14 protein-coding genes are annotated in these 17308 nt (G+C 51.9%); 8 read left to right on the forward strand and 6 right to left on the reverse strand.

All coding sequences use genetic code 11. From position 1 onward, the window contains the following. The first annotated feature begins 218 nt into the window (after positions 1-218). The 8 genes from GJ746_RS06990 (at position 219) to GJ746_RS07025 (ending at position 9925) form a co-directional block, all read left to right on the forward strand. Positions 219-1397, forward strand: a complete 1179-nt coding sequence (locus GJ746_RS06990; RefSeq protein WP_154679542.1) for a M20 aminoacylase family protein — start codon at positions 219-221, stop codon at positions 1395-1397. A gap of 19 nt (positions 1398-1416) precedes the next feature. After that, the gene (locus GJ746_RS06995) at positions 1417-2193 is read left to right on the forward strand and encodes an ABC transporter substrate-binding protein (protein WP_154679543.1); all 777 of its coding nucleotides are present in this window, start codon (positions 1417-1419) and stop codon (positions 2191-2193) included. A gap of 398 nt (positions 2194-2591) precedes the next feature. Then, complete coding sequence (locus GJ746_RS07000) at positions 2592-3545, forward strand: aldo/keto reductase (RefSeq protein WP_154679544.1); 954 nt, start codon at positions 2592-2594, stop codon at positions 3543-3545. Positions 3546-3746: 201 nt separating this feature from the next. Beyond that, a complete protein-coding gene (gene pheP, locus GJ746_RS07005) occupies positions 3747-5123 on the forward strand; it encodes a phenylalanine transporter (protein ID WP_154679545.1) in 1377 nt (458 codons plus the stop codon). 153 nt (positions 5124-5276) lie between these two features. Beyond that, positions 5277-6518 carry an MFS transporter gene (locus GJ746_RS07010; protein WP_154679546.1) on the forward strand — a complete coding sequence of 414 codons (1242 nt, stop codon included), beginning with the start codon at positions 5277-5279 and terminating at the stop codon, positions 6516-6518. Between the two features lie 14 nt (positions 6519-6532). Then, positions 6533-7558: a sugar phosphate isomerase/epimerase family protein gene (locus tag GJ746_RS07015; protein ID WP_154679547.1), complete on the forward strand. Its 1026-nt coding sequence runs from the start codon at positions 6533-6535 to the stop codon at positions 7556-7558. Further along, positions 7558-8709, forward strand: a complete 1152-nt coding sequence (locus GJ746_RS07020; protein WP_154679548.1) for a Gfo/Idh/MocA family protein — start codon at positions 7558-7560, stop codon at positions 8707-8709. Before GJ746_RS07015 ends, GJ746_RS07020 begins: the two co-directional genes overlap by 1 nt. Positions 8710-9289: 580 nt before the next feature. Continuing rightward, a complete protein-coding gene (locus tag GJ746_RS07025) occupies positions 9290-9925 on the forward strand; it encodes a helix-turn-helix transcriptional regulator (RefSeq protein ID WP_154679549.1) in 636 nt (211 codons plus the stop codon). A gap of 6 nt (positions 9926-9931) precedes the next feature. Here the strand turns inward: GJ746_RS07025 and GJ746_RS07030 are convergent, their stop codons facing one another. The 6 genes from GJ746_RS07030 to GJ746_RS07055 all read right to left on the reverse strand — a co-directional run bounded on the left by GJ746_RS07030 (position 9932) and on the right by GJ746_RS07055 (position 16790). Then, on the reverse strand, positions 9932-10615 hold the full coding sequence (locus GJ746_RS07030) for a fimbria/pilus periplasmic chaperone (protein WP_154679550.1): 684 nt from the start codon (positions 10613-10615) through the stop codon (positions 9932-9934). Next, positions 10612-12246 carry a fimbrial protein gene (locus GJ746_RS07035; RefSeq protein WP_154679551.1) on the reverse strand — a complete coding sequence of 545 codons (1635 nt, stop codon included), beginning with the start codon at positions 12244-12246 and terminating at the stop codon, positions 10612-10614. The genes GJ746_RS07030 and GJ746_RS07035 overlap by 4 nt, the downstream gene beginning before the upstream one ends. Then, complete coding sequence (locus GJ746_RS07040) at positions 12236-14773, reverse strand: TcfC E-set like domain-containing protein (RefSeq protein ID WP_154679552.1); 2538 nt, start codon at positions 14771-14773, stop codon at positions 12236-12238. The genes GJ746_RS07035 and GJ746_RS07040 overlap by 11 nt, the downstream gene beginning before the upstream one ends. An 8-nt stretch (positions 14774-14781) precedes the next feature. Further along, positions 14782-15459, reverse strand: a complete 678-nt coding sequence (locus GJ746_RS07045) for a hypothetical protein (RefSeq protein ID WP_154679553.1) — start codon at positions 15457-15459, stop codon at positions 14782-14784. 64 nt (positions 15460-15523) lie between these two features. Next, positions 15524-16102 carry a common pilus major fimbrillin subunit EcpA gene (gene ecpA, locus GJ746_RS07050; RefSeq protein ID WP_154679554.1) on the reverse strand — a complete coding sequence of 193 codons (579 nt, stop codon included), beginning with the start codon at positions 16100-16102 and terminating at the stop codon, positions 15524-15526. Positions 16103-16172: 70 nt separating this feature from the next. Continuing rightward, positions 16173-16790, reverse strand: a complete 618-nt coding sequence (locus GJ746_RS07055; protein WP_154679555.1) for a LuxR C-terminal-related transcriptional regulator — start codon at positions 16788-16790, stop codon at positions 16173-16175. Between the last annotated feature and the right edge of the window lie 518 nt (positions 16791-17308).

Genomic DNA, 17308 nt, shown 5'->3' on the forward strand with positions numbered 1-17308 from the left:
ATGAAGGTTTTTTAGATTTCTTTCTTACTGTTGTGCTTTATTTTTAATGAATCTCAGATATTTGAAAATGATTATTTTTAGCCAATGAATGTTGTCGAAAAATCATTATGAACAAATGAGATAAAACTCCCTGCGGAATAAGAAATCCTGCTTGCATTAAACCTTTAGCACGTTAAGTTATTAAAGCTTAGCACCTGATTCTATTCCCGGAGACCGGCATGACCGATTTTGTAATTCCCGAAATTAAAGCCAACGAAGATGAAATGATTGCGATCCGTCATTATTTACATGCCAATCCGGAATTAAGCCTGGAAGAGTTTAATACCAGCGAACTGGTAGCCGGGAAGCTGAGCGAGTGGGGCTATACGGTGACCCGCGAGCTGGCGAAAACCGGGGTCGTCGGCACCCTGAGCAAAGGCGATTCGCCGCGCACTATCGGCCTGCGTGCCGACATGGATGCGCTGCCGATTTTCGAAACGACCGACCTCCCGTGGGCCAGCACCGTTGCTGGCAAAATGCACGCCTGCGGCCACGACGGCCACACGACCATTCTGCTGGCGGCGGCAAAATATATTGCCTCTCCGGCCTGCCAGTTTAACGGCACGGTGCACCTGATATTCCAGCCCGCGGAAGAAGCAATCGGCGGCGCGGATTTAATGATTAAAGACGGCCTGTTCGAGCGCTTCCCCTGCGAGCGTATCTTCGGTTTGCACAATATGCCGGGCCTGCCGGTAGGTAAACTTGGCTTTTACGCCGGGAACTTTATGGCCTCCGCGGATACGGTAAAAATCACCATTACCGGTTACGGCGGCCACGGCGCGCACCCTGAGCGCACCGTCGATCCGATTGTGACCGGCGCTGCGCTGGTGATGAATCTGCAAAGTATCGTTGCCCGTAACGTACCGCCGGGCGAAACCGCGGTGGTGAGCGTCGGCACGTTCCAGGCGGGCATCGCATCAAACGTTATCCCCGAAAACGTGGTAATGGAGCTGAGCGTGCGGGCGATGAAACCTGAAATCCGCGACCTGCTGATTAAGCGCATCAAGGAGCTCGCTGATTTTACCGCCAAAAGCTACGGCGCCAGCAGCGAGGTTGAGGTCTTTGACTCTTATCCGGTGCTGACCAACAGCGTCGAGGAGACCGAGTTCGCCAGGGCGCTGGCGCTGGAGGTGTTTGGCGAGGAGGGCGTGCTGGAGTCGGTTTCGCCGATGAACGCCAGCGAAGATTTCGCTTTTATGCTTCAGGAGCGTCCTGGTTGCTACTTCCTGCTGGGCAACGGCGAGAAGGGCGGAAAGGGCGGCTGCATGGTGCATAACCCCGGCTATGACTTTAATGATGACATTATTTCCACCGGCGCGACGCTGTTCGCCCGGTTAGTTGAAACACACTGCCGTTGATCTCTGGAGTCCGTAAATAATGAAAAAATCTCTTCTGCTGTGGGTCGCGCTGATGGCCTCAACTTCAGCCCTGGCCGCAGAAAATAAGGAAATTCGCTTTGGCGTCGATCCAACTTTCGCGCCGTTTGAATGGAAAGATCCGCAGGGTAAGCTGGCGGGTTTTGATATTGACCTCGGCAACGCGATTTGCGAGCAGCTCCAGGCGAAATGCGTGTGGGTGGAAAGCAACTTCGACGGTATTATCCCGGCGCTGAAGGCGCGCAAGTTCGATGCGATCCTCTCCGGCATGTATATGACCGATAAACGTAAAGAGCAGATCGGCTTCAGCGATAAACTGTACAACGGCCCGGTGTTCCTCGTGGCGCGTAAAAACACCCTCGCCGGAAATAGCGTTGCGCAGCTGAAGGGTAAAACCATTGGCGTAGAGCAGGGATCGGCGCAGGAAACTTACGTCAACCAGCACTGGCGTCCGGCGGGAATCAATATTGTCGCCTATCAGGGAGCGGATCGCGTGGTTCAGGATCTTGAGTCCGGGCGTATTGATGGCGCGGTGCTTTCCGGGATGATGGCCGACTACAGCTTCCTGCAGCAGCCGCAGGGTAAAGAGTTTGCCTTCGTCGGCGGGCATCTGCAGGATGACAAGCTGTTTGGCGCCGGAGCGGCCATTGGTCTTCGCAAGGAGGATGAGGCGCTGCGTCAGGAGATTAACGGCGCGATTGCCAAAATTCTCGCCGATGGCACCTACAAAAAGTTAGCCGGGAAATATTTTAGCTTTGATGTCTATTCCGGGACATAATGCTGTTATACCCGTCATACTTCAAGTTGCATGTGCGTTGGCTGCAGATTACTCGGCCCATCCATGGGCCTCGCCCTGGCGGGCCGCCGTTACACGGCGTTCAAATCTGCTCCCGGCAGATTTGTCGCTCACCCCAGTCACTTACTTCAGTAAGCTCCTGGGGATGTAATGAGGGACATCCTTGTCCCTCACCAGAGGCAGCCTTCGGCTGTTCAAATTCGTTCCCGACGAATTTGTCGCTGCGTCGCCGCGTTACTCGGCCTACGGCCTTGCCCCTACGGGGCCAGCGCATGCGCTGTTCAAAGCACTAGTGCTTTGTCCCGCAACTCGAATTATTTTGGGTATAAATCTGTCATACTTCGCGTTGAAGTATGACGGGGAAATAAGGAGTGAACGGCATGATGACACGTCCCCTGGGCAAAACCGGATTTTCCATCGCCCCGCTGGTGTTTGGCGGCAACGTTTTTGGCTGGACTATCGATGAGAAAACCAGTTTTGCCATTCTTGATGCGTTTGTAGACCACGGCTTTGATGCTATCGACACGGCGGATGTTTACTCCCGCTGGGCGGACGGTAACCAGGGCGGCGAGTCCGAAACCATTATTGGCCGCTGGCTGCAGGCGCGGCCAGACATGCGCGATAAGGTGAAAATTTTCACTAAAGTCGGTTCCGATTTAGGCCTTCCCGGCCATAAAGGACTGAAAAAAGACTGGATCCAGCAGGCGGTTGACGATTCGCTGCGTCGCCTGAATACCGATTATATCGACCTTTACTTCTCCCACTGGCCTGACCCGGAAACGCCGGTCGCCGAAACGCTCGAAGCCTTCCATGCCCTGCAGCAGGCGGGAAAAATCCGCGCGATGGGGGCATCTAATCTCGATGCCGAGCAGCTTGCGAGCGCGCTGGAAGTGTCGCGTAAAAGCGGTCTGCCGGCCTGGCAGGTGCTGCAGCCGGAATATAATCTTTATCATCGTTCGGCTTTTGAAGGCGCGCTCTGCGACCTGTGTATTAGCCGCGATATCGGCGTAGTGACCTACTACAGCCTGGCGTCCGGCTTCCTGACCGGCAAATACCGTCAGCAGTCCGATCTGGCGCAAAGCCAGCGCGGCGGCGGCATCGGCAAATATCTCAACCCGCGCGGGCTGCGTATTGTTGATACCCTGGTTGAGGTGGCTGAGCAACATGACGCAAAACCCGCTGAAATTGCACTGGCCTGGCTGATGAGCCGCGATGGCGTAACGGCGCCCATCGCCAGCGCTACCAGCATTGCTCAGGTGGAGAGCTTCGCCCGGGCCGCCGCGCTGAGCCTGAGCTCTGAGCAGCTGGCGCGTCTGGATACCGCCAGCGCGTAATGCCGTGCGCCGGGGCCAGACGGGTTCCGGCCTCATTATTCTGTCAGGCGACAAATTTCAGGTTACGGCTCAGGGGCGGGCAGGGCGGTCACCCCTTGCGATAAATCAATGAACGAATGAAGCCTGCGCATCTGTTGCTTGAAGTATGGCGAGTATAAGTGTTAAAAGGTGCCCCTTTATATAAATACACAGGGGATCGACGTGAAAGACGCGTCAACGTCATCGGACGCCGTAGAGGAAAGCGGCCCGACGCTTCACCGCGGTTTACAGAACCGACATATCCAACTTATCGCCCTCGGCGGCGCCATTGGCACCGGCCTGTTTCTCGGCATCGGGCCTGCAATACAAATGGCGGGGCCGGCCGTGCTGCTCGGTTACGCCGTTGCCGGGATCGTCGCCTTTCTGATCATGCGCCAGCTGGGCGAAATGGTCGTTGAAGAACCGGTTTCTGGCTCCTTTGCCCACTTTGCTTATAAATACTGGGGCCCGTTCGCCGGTTTTCTGTCCGGCTGGAACTACTGGGTGATGTTTGTGCTGGTGGGGATGGCGGAGCTGACCGCCGCTGGGATCTATATGCAGTACTGGCTGCCCGAGGTACCGACGTGGATCTGGGCCGCCGCTTTCTTCATTATTATCAACGCCGTCAACCTTGTTAACGTTCGTCTATACGGCGAAGCGGAATTCTGGTTCGCGCTGATTAAGGTGCTGGCGATTATCGGCATGATCGGCTTTGGCCTGTGGATGCTGTTCGGCGGCCACGGGGGCAGCAAAGCGGGAATCGATAACCTGTGGAAGCACGGCGGTTTCTTCGCCACCGGCTGGCACGGCTTAATTATGTCGCTGGCGGTGATCATGTTCTCTTTCGGCGGACTGGAGCTTATCGGCATTACCGCTGCGGAAGCGCGCAATCCGGAAAAGAGCATCCCGAAGGCGGTTAACCAGGTGGTATACCGTATTCTGCTGTTTTATATCGGTTCGCTGGTGGTTCTGCTGGCGCTCTATCCGTGGGTGGAAATTAAATCCGACAGCAGCCCGTTCGTGATGATTTTCCATAATCTCGACAGTAACGTGGTGGCTTCTGCGCTAAACTTTGTGATTCTGGTGGCGTCGCTATCGGTCTATAACAGCGGCGTTTATTCTAACAGCAGAATGCTGTTCGGCCTGTCGGTGCAGGGCAATGCGCCGAAGTTTCTCGCCCGCATCAGCAAGCGCGGCGTGCCGGTTAACTCCCTGCTGCTTTCCGGCATTATCACCTCGCTGGTGGTGCTGCTTAACTACCTGCTGCCGCAGAAAGCTCTCGGCCTGCTGATGGCGCTGGTGGTGGCGACGCTGCTGCTGAACTGGATCATGATCTGCCTGGCGCACCTCAAGTTCCGCGCGGCCCAGCGGCGCAAGGGGCGTGAGTCGAAGTTTAAAGCGCTGTTGTCGCCTGCCAGCAACTATTTTTGTATCGCCTTCCTGGGGCTGATCCTCGTGCTGATGTGTACGATCGACGGTATGCGCCTGTCGGCGATTCTGCTGCCAGTGTGGATCCTGTTTCTGTTCGTGGCTTTTAAAATCCTGCGCCGCCCGGCGTAGTGCGTGACGGCCCCGTCGTCCGACGGGGCATAATCCTTTTTTATTGTGATCTTCTTCGCGCTTAGGGTATTTTCCGCGCGATCTTCTCTTTGTAATCGATTACTTTTCGCCTGAAGCTATTTTGTAATCGATTACTTTTTGAGGGCGGTTGAAATGGTAACAACAACTGAAGTTCGTGAAAGTACCCGCGTAACGCACCGTTTCCTGGTGCCGCGGCTGTCGTTAATGATGTTTATGCAGTTCTTTATCTGGGGGAGCTGGTCGGTGACGCTGGGACTGGTGATGACCCGCTATGAAATGTCGCTGCTGATCGGCGACGCCTTCTCCGCGGGGCCGATTGCGTCTATCCTCTCACCGTTTGTGCTGGGAATGCTGGTCGATCGTTTTTTCGCTTCGCAGAAAGTGATGGCGGTGATGCATCTGGCCGGGGCGGTCATTCTGTGGTTTGTGCCGCAGGCGCTGGTGGCGCAAAACGGCGCGCTGCTAATTGGCCTGCTGTTTGGCTATACCCTGTGCTATATGCCGACGCTGGCGCTGACCAACAATATCGCCTTCCACAGCCTGGCGAACGTCGATAAAACATTCCCGGTGGTACGTGTCTTCGGCACCATTGGCTGGATTGTCGCCGGTATCTTCATCGGCGTCACCGGTATCTCCGATACCACCGGCATTTTTACCCTGGCGGCGCTCTGCTCGGTAGCGCTGGCCGTTTATAGTCTGACGTTGCCGCATACGCCGGCTCCGGCGAAAGGGACGCCGGTTCAGTTTCGCGACCTGCTGTGCGCCGACGCTTTCGCGCTGTTGAAAACGCGCCACTTCCTGATTTTCTCCCTCTGCGCGACGCTGATTTCGATTCCGCTCGGGACCTACTACGCCTACACCGCCTCTTATCTGGCGGATGCCGGGGTGGCGGACGTCAGCACCGCGATGTCTTTCGGTCAGATGTCAGAAATCTTCTTTATGCTGGTAATCCCGCTGCTGTTCCGCCGCCTGGGGGTTAAATACATGCTGCTGATCGGCATGGCGGCGTGGTTCGTGCGCTACGCCTTCTTTGCCCTGGGCGTCAGCGAGGAGGGGCGGTTCCTGCTCTATCTCGGCATTCTGCTGCACGGCGTGTGCTACGACTTTTTCTTTGTGGTTGGTTTCATCTATACCGACCGCGTGGCCGGCGACAAGGTGAAGGGCCAGGCGCAAAGCATGATTGTTATGTTCACCTACGGTATCGGCATGCTGCTGGGTTCGCAGATTTCCGGCGCGCTGTATAACCATCTGGTCGCTGGCCAGACCGTACCTCAGGCGTGGGTCACCTTCTGGTGGATCCCGGCGCTGGCCGCAGTGGCTATCGCACTGATTTTCCTTTTCTCTTTCCAGTACAACGGGAAAGAGCCGCGTTAATTTTAGGAGGTGGTATGAAAACGATTAAGGGACCGGGCATTTTTCTGGCGCAGTTTATCGGCGCACAGGCGCCGTTTAATACCCTGCAGGGCGTGGCGCAGTGGGCTGCCGGTCTGGGCTATCAGGCATTGCAGATCCCCTGCAACCATCCGGCGATTTTCGACGTTGAGCGGGCGGCGGTGAGTCAGACCTATTGCGATGAAGTAAGAGGCATGCTGGCGGAACAGGGGCTGGTAATCAGCGAGCTTTCCACGCATCTTGAGGGCCAGCTGGTAGCCGTTCATCCGGCTTATGATACGGCCTTTGACGCGTTTGCTCCGGCTGCGCTGCGCGGTAACCCGCAGGCGCGCCAGCAGTGGGCGGTCGAGAAAGTGCGCCAGGCGGCGGTGGCCTCGGCGCGTTTGGGGCTGAAGGCGCACGCCACCTTTTCCGGGGCGCTGGCGTGGCCATATTTTTATCCGTGGCCGCCGCATAATCAGCCGCTTCTCGATGAGGCTTTTGCTGAGCTGGCCCGGCGCTGGCGGCCGCTGCTTGATATTTTCGACGAACAGGGCGTCGATGTTTGCTACGAAATCCATCCCGGCGAGGACCTGCATGATGGCGTGACCTTTGAGCGTTTTCTGCAGCGGGTTGGCAACCATCCGCGCTGCAATATGCTCTATGACCCCAGCCATTTGCACCTCCAGCAGATGGACTATCTGGCGTATATCGATATCTATCATTCGCGGATCAAGGCGTTTCACGTTAAAGACGCTGAATTCCGCCGCGATGGCCGCAGCGGGGTCTACGGCGGCTATCAGAACTGGCAGCAGCGGGCGGGGCGCTTTCGCTCGCCGGGCGACGGGCAGATCGATTTCAAAGGGATTTTCAGTAAGCTCACCGAGTATGATTTTGACGGCTGGGCGGTGCTGGAGTGGGAGTGCTGCCTGAAGGATGCGGAGGTCGGTGCGCGCGAAGGCAGCGAGTTTATCCGCCGCCATATCATTCCGGTCTCCGGGCGGGCGTTTGATGATTTTGCCACCGGCAAGGAGGGGGAATAATGATTCAGGTTGGCATTATTGGCTCGGGTTTTATCGGCCCGGCGCATCTGGAAGCGCTGCGCAGAGTCGGCGATATCGAGGTGGTGGCGCTGTGCGACGGTAGCCTGGAGATGGCGCAACAGAAGGCGCGGCAGCTCAACGTGGCGCATGCTTACGCTAGCGTTGAGGCATTGCTGGCGCATCCCGGGCTACAGGTGGTGCATAATTGCACGCCGAACCACCTGCATGCGCAGATTAACCGCCAGATCCTCTCCGCCGGTCTGCACGTCTTTTCGGAAAAACCGCTATGCATGAGCCCCGAGGAGGCGCGGGAGCTGGTGGCGCTGGCGGAAAGCGCCGGCGTGGTCCACGGGGTCAGCTTCGTCTATCGCCAGTTTGCTATGGTGCAGCAGGCGGCGGCGATGATGCGCAACGGCGACGTCGGCAGGCTGTTTGCGGCGCACGGCAGCTATCTTCAGGACTGGATGCTGCTGGATACCGACTATAACTGGCGGGTGGATTCGGCGCAGGGCGGCGCGTCGCGGGCGATGGCCGATATTGGTTCACACTGGTGCGATACGGTGCAGTTTATGACCGGCCGACGCATTGTGGAGGTGATGGCGGATCTCTCTATCGTCTGGCCGACGCGTAAAGCGCCTGTCGCCGGTGACGCGACCTTCAGCCAGCATCGCGCTGACGGCGAGTACGAAGCGCGGCCCGTCGACACTGAAGATCTGGGGTCGGTACTGTTTCGTTTTGATGATGGCAGCAAGGGCTGTTTTACCGTTTCGCAGGTCAGCGCCGGAAGAAAAAATGGCCTGACGGTGGAGATCAACGGCAGCAACTGTTCGCTTGCCTGGCAGCAGGAAGTACCGCAGCGGCTGTGGATTGGTCATCGCCAGCGGCCAAACCAGCTGCTCAGCGACGATCCGAGCCTGATGTTGGAAGAGGCCGCCGCCAGCGCCCATTTCCCCGGCGGGCATATTGAGGGCTGGCCCGATGCCTTTAAAAATATGATGCTGAGTTTTTATCAGGCGGTGCGTGACGGCCAGATGCCGCAGGAACCGCATCGGCGCTTTGCCTCGTTCCGTGAGGGGGCAGACGTGATGTTCATCATTGATGCGATAGTAAAAAGTCATCAGCTGCAGCGCTGGGTAAAAGTAGTCAGATAAGCAGAAAGCCGGTGCGCATTATGCGCACCGGCTAAATCATCTCCCTTTTTGCAGGTCTTCAGGCCCATTGATCGGTTTTTCGGGCTATTGCGAGTCAAAGGATGTGCCCCGCCATAAACGAATCTCCCTGCTGGATGCGCTGTGGGCCGGCGCCCGGCAGGGACATTTTTTACGCTATAAATAGAGCTAAGCCCCTCTTTTCAGGACTATTCTTATATTTATTCATATTTAATTAAGCAACGAATTTGTGCCGCAAACCAATATTCACAAAAATTCTTTTTTCATTTCACAACTATAAATTAATCGATAATAAACATTGTCATTGTTTATTACATATGATGCAGGTTTATTATGCTTTAATATAAATGAATGTCATGAGGTTAATTTTTATTAGGTTTATTTTAAAGTATTTAATGATCCACGTTAATATTCACCGGGTTACAGTTAGCTAACATAAATTAGTCTTTATTTTTATTTTCTTATAGTAAACAAAATTCAGTCTGGTTTTGTCGTTTACAGTATGTTTGAAATTGCTTGTGTATCTTTCTGAAAGTTTTTTTAAGTACAAGAGGTAATTGTAATGACAGTGCGTAACTGTGAAGTTAAATGTATAGCCTGTGGTTTAAACTGCCGTATTGAAGCAGAGAGTAAAATTGAACGTTCTCTTTGTGCAGAGCGGAAGTTTGCGGTGTGGCCCGATAAAAACTATTTTTTTAAACGTGCAGTAAATGATTTGGTTTTCCGGGAACTGACCTGCTTTGTGCCTGAAGGGATTATTGTCGTGGATTTTTCGTTGGATAATATATTGTATTTTCTGAATAAAGATTGGGCTGAGAAGCTGAACGCGACAGGGCTGAAAATCATTCTGGTGGCGGACAGAAGCCTGCTGCCAATGGCCAATTTTTGGATGCAGCGTTACGAGTTTTCATGGTCGGTGGTGGCGGTCAATGGTAACTTAAGCAACTTACTTAAAAAAATAAAACGCCTGATGCTGGGGCGCAGTATTCACTGCCGACGCACGCCGTCGCTGACGGAGAGCGAGATGCGTACGCTCCGCCTGCTGGCCGCCGGATATTCCAGTCAGGATATCGCCCGCATCATGGCCTGCGATCCCCGTAGCGTCTATCGTTTTCAATACTCTTTATGCAAGAAGCTCGGAGGATTAAATCGTTTGCGGGAGCTGCGTTTCAAACATACCATTCCCGCTCTGGATTAGCAGAGATTAGTCAGAGGCATCGGTAAAGCAGCTGCTTCCTAATCGATGGTATTTACCCAATGCGACAATAAATTTCTTATTACCATATTGAGCCTTTGGATCTTTCCAGCTTTCCCCTGGCAACATATAAAATTGCGTTGAGCTTTCATCATCACCGTTGCATCCTTTCTGGATAACAACTCTAAAAAAGGTGTTACCGGTATTTTTAATGGTGCCCGTTGCTTCGTTTATCTCATACTTGAGTTGAGTTTTACGAGGACGCACGATGAGAATCGTGCTCATCGACACCGCGGGAACGACATCCATTTTTTTCTCATCCCGACGCCAGGGGAAAACCGTCACCGGAGTTTCCGTAAAGATAACCCGATAATATCGCTCAATATCGTCTTTAGGTCCGCGGTAGTACAGTTTGAAATACTCCTGGCCGTTTGCCTGAACCGTGAACTTCAGCGGCGACCAGACCAGGTCTTTATCCTGACCCGGTACTGGCTTTTCATCTCCGTTGCCCGGCCGGGATATTTTATAAGCCGATATGGTGTACAAATTGTTGTTTTTTGTATCATTGACTATTGGCCGGGAGATAAAATCTTTACTGGCATCCATATCATAGATAATGGAGTTAAAGTACACCGCAGAGGCGGGCTGCATACAAAGCCCGCAAAATCCGAGGGCAAGGATTTTTTTCATCATGACCCCCGATCGACGCCAATCCAGGTGGCGGTCACTTTTACATCCCCGGTAGCGCTGACGACACCCATCCAGTCGTGGCCGCTAACCGTAAACTGTGAGCGTGAGTCATCCATCGGAAACAGCAGCTTCAGCGTGGTGGTAAAAAAGAAACCATCGTTGACGTTGGCGTTCCAGGCCGTCTGAACCCATGCGGCGTCTGTCATATCGACAGGATTTTCACCGCAGCTGTTACGGACTTTTACCGTACCGCCGGTCGCGGAGATCCATTGCAGGTAGGCCGGGACAGGGACTTTTAGCGTCTCGTCCGCTGAGGTAAACAGGCAGTACGGCACACCGTTTATGGTGGTGGAATCACCAACCACCTGGGCAGTGATGCTGTCGGCCTGACGCGATGCGGAAGTTGTCACTTTGTACTCAAAGGTGATTGGCTCTTCGCTGCCGATCTTGCCGGATGCTTGTGGATGAGAGCTGCCGTCGCTGGCAACAATGCTGATGCCGTATTCCCGCGGGATGAGGTTAATTAACGTTGACGGCGTGAACTGATAATAACCCGATTGCGGAGTGACTCCGTTATCAAAATAGAAGGTGAACAGCGCATCCTTGTTGGTTAAATCCGTTCCCGCTTTCAGAACTTTTTGGAAAAAGGCGTTGGACAGGAATACGTAGACGTAGTTACCTGACGGAGTGAAGATCTGGTTATAGTCGACGTTAGTGTTACTGTAGTTGTACCAGCTTGCCCCATCACCGCTGAACCTTACGTCCGACGCCGAAGGAGAGAATCCCAGCATCGCCGTATCAATGAGCATCCGGAAATCAAGTTGGGTGGTGAGGGTTTTGGTCTCCTGAAAGCTGTAAGACACCATTTTACAGACGATTCCCGAAGCTTTCGACAAACCGCTTCCGACCTCGGCCATCTGGCATAAATCAGAGCCGAGGTTGACGCTTGGCGTGCCATCGCTGGCAATCCACACTTCCGCCATCGCGCCGGTACTGTTTAACGTCAGATGCGAGACCTTTTCGAGGTTAAACGTGTAGTAAACCCACTTTCCTCCGCTGGGGAGATCTTTACAGCGAACGCCGGAGGCAAAGTCATAATCGGCTCTGGAGTCCATGTAGCAAAGATTAAGCTGCAAACTATCGATGGTTCCCACCGGCCGATCGCGAAAATACTCATAGGCCGACTGGCTCAGCGTTCCGGCGCCATAGCTACCGTTTGTTACGGAGCTACCTGACATCGCGTGATAAAAGCCCTCTTTATCGATGACGTCGGGAGTGATATAGCCTGAGGTCGGGCAGTTTGAGCCCGTAGTCTGGCAGCGGATCCCGAGAAACGGTTGGTTAATGGGCGAATTCTCGATCCACAGGTCGAAGTAGCGGTTGGTGTAACTCCACCCTGAGTTGCCTAGATATCCCAGACTGCGCTGATTAGTCGGATATTTTGTCCAGACATTGGCCCCGGTAAAGCGCGGGGACAGGGAGCTGGTGGTGATGAAATATTCATCGTCGACATCGTTATCGATAAACATATAGGTGTTGCTTCCGCTCCCGTCGTTGGTAGCGGTAAGCGCCATTGCCGGCGCGGCCAGCATCCAGCCGGCCAGCAGCATGATGGTCTGGGGTTTAATAGACATTCTTAACATCTCCAGTCACTGATGCCGTTTGTTGTTGGATCTCACAAGGAATCTCTCCGACCCACACGGCGCCTTTCGCCTCTTTCAGATCAAGATCCACTTCGCAAATGCCGCCGAATTTATCCACCAGGGTGATCACCGGATAGCGTTTATCGACATCCATGGCGAACTCGCCGAGTTCGTCGGTTCGGGTTTTACCAATGTGGTTATGAATATCGGCGTTGGCGTAGTAACCGCCGCGGCGGTCTTTCACCCGGCCAAATACGGTGACCAGCTGTTTAACTTCCGGATTAATCACGCTGACGTTACCCGGATAGAGCACGACTTTATTGCGGCGGCCGTTTACGATATCGACGCTGTCTTCTGAGTTTTTGTCGTTCATCAGCTCCACCTTGTATTCCGCGTAAGGCGGAAGGCTGATGAAGTTGCTTTTGCCGGTGAGGGGATAGTTCTGGCCGTTGATCTGCGCCATCATCCTGCCCTTGCCGGTGAAATTGGTGTTGACCACCAGGCCCGCGCTTTGGGTTCCTTTTCCGGCATAGATATTTTTTTGCGTCCAGGCCACGCTGCCCTGCGAACTCAGGCTGTAGTTTGAACTATGCTGCGATGAGCGGCTAACCGATACGGTGCCAGCGTTATATTTGGTGTCATAGCTGACGTAACTATTCGCTGCGTAATCATCGGAGCGATAGCTGCTATCATCATTTTTATTCTGTTTAATCTGCTTTGAAACAGACGCTCCCACCTGGGTAATGGCGCTATCGTCAAAGCTTTTGCGCAGCGTAGCGTTCGCCAGCATATTACCGTTCTGGCTGGATACGCCGGTGCTGAGCCAGGTTGAGAAGGGGATAGAGATGTCAATATTGACGTATTTATCGCGCAGATTTTCGTTGTTGTTGTACTGATAGTTCTGAATCCCGGCACGAAGAGAAATCGTCGCATAGCGATTGGCTAACAGCGATTGATCGTAATCGAAGTTGGTGTAAGTGCTACCGGTGTATTTATTGTTCGTCCGGCTGACGCTCAGCGTACCGAGGAAGGGCGCTATTTTGCGCAGGTTAGCGCTGGCGCCTACGGTAAAGTAGTCGTTCTGCTGCATCGGTAGCGCGTTACCGATAGAACCATACTGGCGCGATCCCCACAGGCTGCCGTAGCCATCCGGTAAGCTCATATTGAATGTAGAGGTACTCTGCCAGCTGCCGTCGGTGGCGAACAGCCCCTGCTGGTTAAAGCTGAAAGCATTATTGAAAATAACGTTAGCTTCGCTTTCATTGACGCCGTTATTGTCAAAACCGTAGAGCGTGGTTTTCAGATTCACGCCAGAGAGCCAGGGTTGGCTGGTTGCAGCGGCGACCCCGGCTATCCACGTATTGCGTGTTCCATAATTAATGTTGTTGTAGCGGCGATACTGCATCTTGTTGTATTCGAGGCTGCCCCCGAAGGTTTGCCACGAGAGATCGCCGGTAACGCTCGATTTGCGGGCGAAGGTTTTATTGATGTTGGCCGTCCGGCTGCTGACGACGCGTCCGTTAACCACCACCTGTACATCGACGTTGTAGATACCAAACGGCAGGCGTGAAGTATCAAGCTCGTAGCTGCCCATTGAGAAGTTTTGAATGCTGAGCAGTTTGCCGTCACGATAAACGTGTACTTCACCGGCCGCCGGCAGGAACACCGTGACGGGCACCAGTGAAAGCGTATTATCTTGAGTTTGTGAACTGCTTTTATTGCCATAGCTGACGCCATAAATACGGCTGGAGTTGAGAGCGCTCATGCTGGCGATAGATTGCAGATTCCAGGTGTCCACCATCCCCATGGCCAGACGGCGCCCCTGGTAGTCGCGCTCGTACATGGAGCGATACATTTTACCCTGCTGATTTCCGGTACCAATGCCGTAGAGGGAGCCGTTAAAGTTCAGATGGTGCTCCCGCAGCGACCAGGTGTTATCAAGGGTCAGATAGCTACTGGCGCTATCGGTATTCTCGAATTTATTGTAATAGCTCCCCATCGAGTAATTCAGCACGCTGGAGAGGTCCTGCGCGGTGGATTCTCCAAGTACGTTGGTACGCGGCAAAATAGCGGCCTGCATGGCTTCCCGGTTTACCGTCAGCTCAAGATAAAATGAACGCGTATCGAGCGAAAGTGAGGCATCTTTATTGATATAAACACGCTGACCATCGCCGATGCCCTTATCCTGCATCTCGTTGAGCAGCGATTTTATTTGAGGTGACAATTCGGTTCGCTCCGGCAGATCGCTCAGCGCGATCTGGTTCAGACGAAACTCATTATCCTTGATGGTAAGGATTGCATCGGCGATTTTTTGCTGACTGCGTTGCGTACTATTATCGCCTTCATAACGAATAAAAACAGGGACCGACATGCCCTGATATAACGCGTTAGCAAATACCGAAGGAATAACATAGTTACTGACTTTAACTGGCGTTGTTGCATTAGCTGCCAACCCCTGGTTTACCGATATCAATAACCCAGCGAACAACGTCCCTTTGACATAACCAAGATTATCCATAATGTTACTCAGTTTACATTTATATATTGCTCACCGTGCCATATTCCAATTCGCGTTTTTTTGTTGGTGAGATCGGTATGCTTTATTTTTACGCTGACACCAGGCATTACATAATAGCGTTCACGGCAGCCTTGCCCCTCATCTTTCGCTTTATCACGACAAGGTCCGTAGGAGATAACGCGGAATGAAGCATTACCCGTATTAGTCACTGTGTCATTATCTCGACGATAATCAAATCTTTCTTCACGTGGGGCCACCACCAGAATCGTACCAATAATGGCTGAAGTTGTTGCTTCACCCTGTTTTTTCTTTTTGCTGGCCTCAAATTCGGTTACTGGTTCATCGGTCCAGGATATTCGGTAATAACGTTCTTTGTTGTCCTGTGCGCCTTTGTAAAAAAAACGAAAGTTCTCTTTGGCGTTTCCAGGTAATATAAGACTGGCAGGTGTTGATAATAATTCCGAACGGGTTTCCATCGGAATAACAACGCCACCGTTCATCGGCGATGAGATACGCTCCACGCTTACGCTAACGTAGCGTGCGGTATCGGTGGTATTAGTGATTTCTTTTGCCAGAGTGGAAGCATCCGGCCCCATTATTGAGGTGACCTCTCCGACATTAATCGCATGAGAGGAGGGCGTCATGGTGAATAAAAAGAGAGAGATTAATAATGGATTCCGTTTCATAGCACATCCTTATAAGGAGGCCGAAGCCTCCTTGTCATACCAGCCAGGTGTTAACTACACCTGATTAGATAGTCCAGACCGCGTTGAACTGAACGCGAACGTCGCCGCTCCAGTAACCGTCAGTTAAGTCTTTGAACGGAACTGCGGTGCTGCCGTCAGAAGTAGCAGAATCGATAGTGAAATCGAAGGAGCCCTGAGTACTAACGCGATCGGCGCCAGCGTAGGCGGTAGCGACAGCCAGAGCATCCAGACCCGCAGAGATGTTGTTGCCAGCATCAATCATTGTTACAGGAGCGGTTTTGCTCAGCGCGTTTCCGTTCCAGCTTACACCGACAGCCAGGGTAGAAGCGTCAGTGGTACGGCTCAGGGTATTGCTGACAACCTGTGAGGTCAGAGTGAAGTCAGTCGCGCCGGACTGGCCCTGGATAGTGATGTCAAAAGCGCCTTTCTGAGAGTTAAACGCTTTAATCCCTTCAGCGTACTGGAAAGCCAGGGATTTCAGCGGAGTTACAACCAGAGCACTGGTAGTGTCTTTAGTTGCGCTAGCATCCCAGCTGGCAGTGGCCGATGCTTCAACGTTAGCCATCGCGTTGGAAGAGATAAAAGCTGCAGCCACAACACCCGCTAATACGATTTTTTTCATTTTAGATTTCCTGAGAATAATTAAGTTAGTTCCATTTATGGCGTTATTGCGATAAATACTGATGATGATTTTATCCAGATAGAATTATGTTTAACTTCCCTCTGCCTCCCATCTTATTTTGCAAGCTTAGCTTGATTGCATAGATTCTCTTTTCTGCAACCAGCATTTCTTTCGCTATCTGTTTTACTGACTTCTCTGCAAGCAAATGATCCAACACGAGTACTTCTTGATCGCTTAATTTTTGGCGGTACCCTCGTTCATCTCTTTTGCCGAGAAATGAAAGCTGTATTTTCTTTTCGATCTCATCTTTAGTATCACTGGTATTGATCACCGAAAATATCTGTTTGCAGCGATGCTTCCAGTATAAAGCCAACGGCTGCGCCAATCGGTCGGCAATCAAAATCATCCGTAATCCGGTTCTGCTTAGATATTCAATCCATTTGTTGTTGGTGAATAATCTAATGTTATAGCGAGAAAAATCAACAAAAATAAAACCAGCATGAGAGAAGTTATAGTGCTTATTAATTAAAAAGCACTGCACTCCGTTTTTTAAATAGATATTTTTATCGGGCCATACGCAATAGTGAGTTTCAATGCAGTTAATCATCTTTATCGTAGGCTGCGGATATAACTCACAATGATACTGACAACTTATGCAGTATGCCTTCTCATATTTCTGCGGTGTCATGTGCCGATTTATTTCCCTATATTTACTAACCTTATCGCTCACTGATGTGGCTATATTATGGCTAGTTAACAAATGTGACAACTTTAATTTCGGAATGTTCTCGAAGATAAAACATGAGTAAATTCTTATTCAGAGCAAATAACGTTATTTTTTGTAAGTTACTATTATGAATGAAAAAATTATTAACATGAGGAATTTTATTTTGATCTCAAGATAAGAATTATCCATAGTTACCAGGAATATTCCCGCTGAATTGACAATGATTGGTTAAAAAAAAACAGCACAAAAAGTCAAAAAAACAACAAAATCACCCCCTTTTGTTAAATTTTTGTTTTTATATTGTTTTTATTTATGGTTGTTTTTATAGGGCAGGCGAGTCTTTGTAAATGAAAAGTGCGATAGATTAGGTTAGACGAGAAAGATGGAATGTGCGAAATCTGATCCCGGATACAAAAAGCATGAAAAAAATGATTAAGAAGTAAAGCAACTGTGATGCGAACGACAAGATTAATCGCGAA

Source organism: Klebsiella oxytoca (assembly GCF_009707385.1).
Taxonomy (GTDB): domain Bacteria; phylum Pseudomonadota; class Gammaproteobacteria; order Enterobacterales; family Enterobacteriaceae; genus Klebsiella; species Klebsiella oxytoca_C.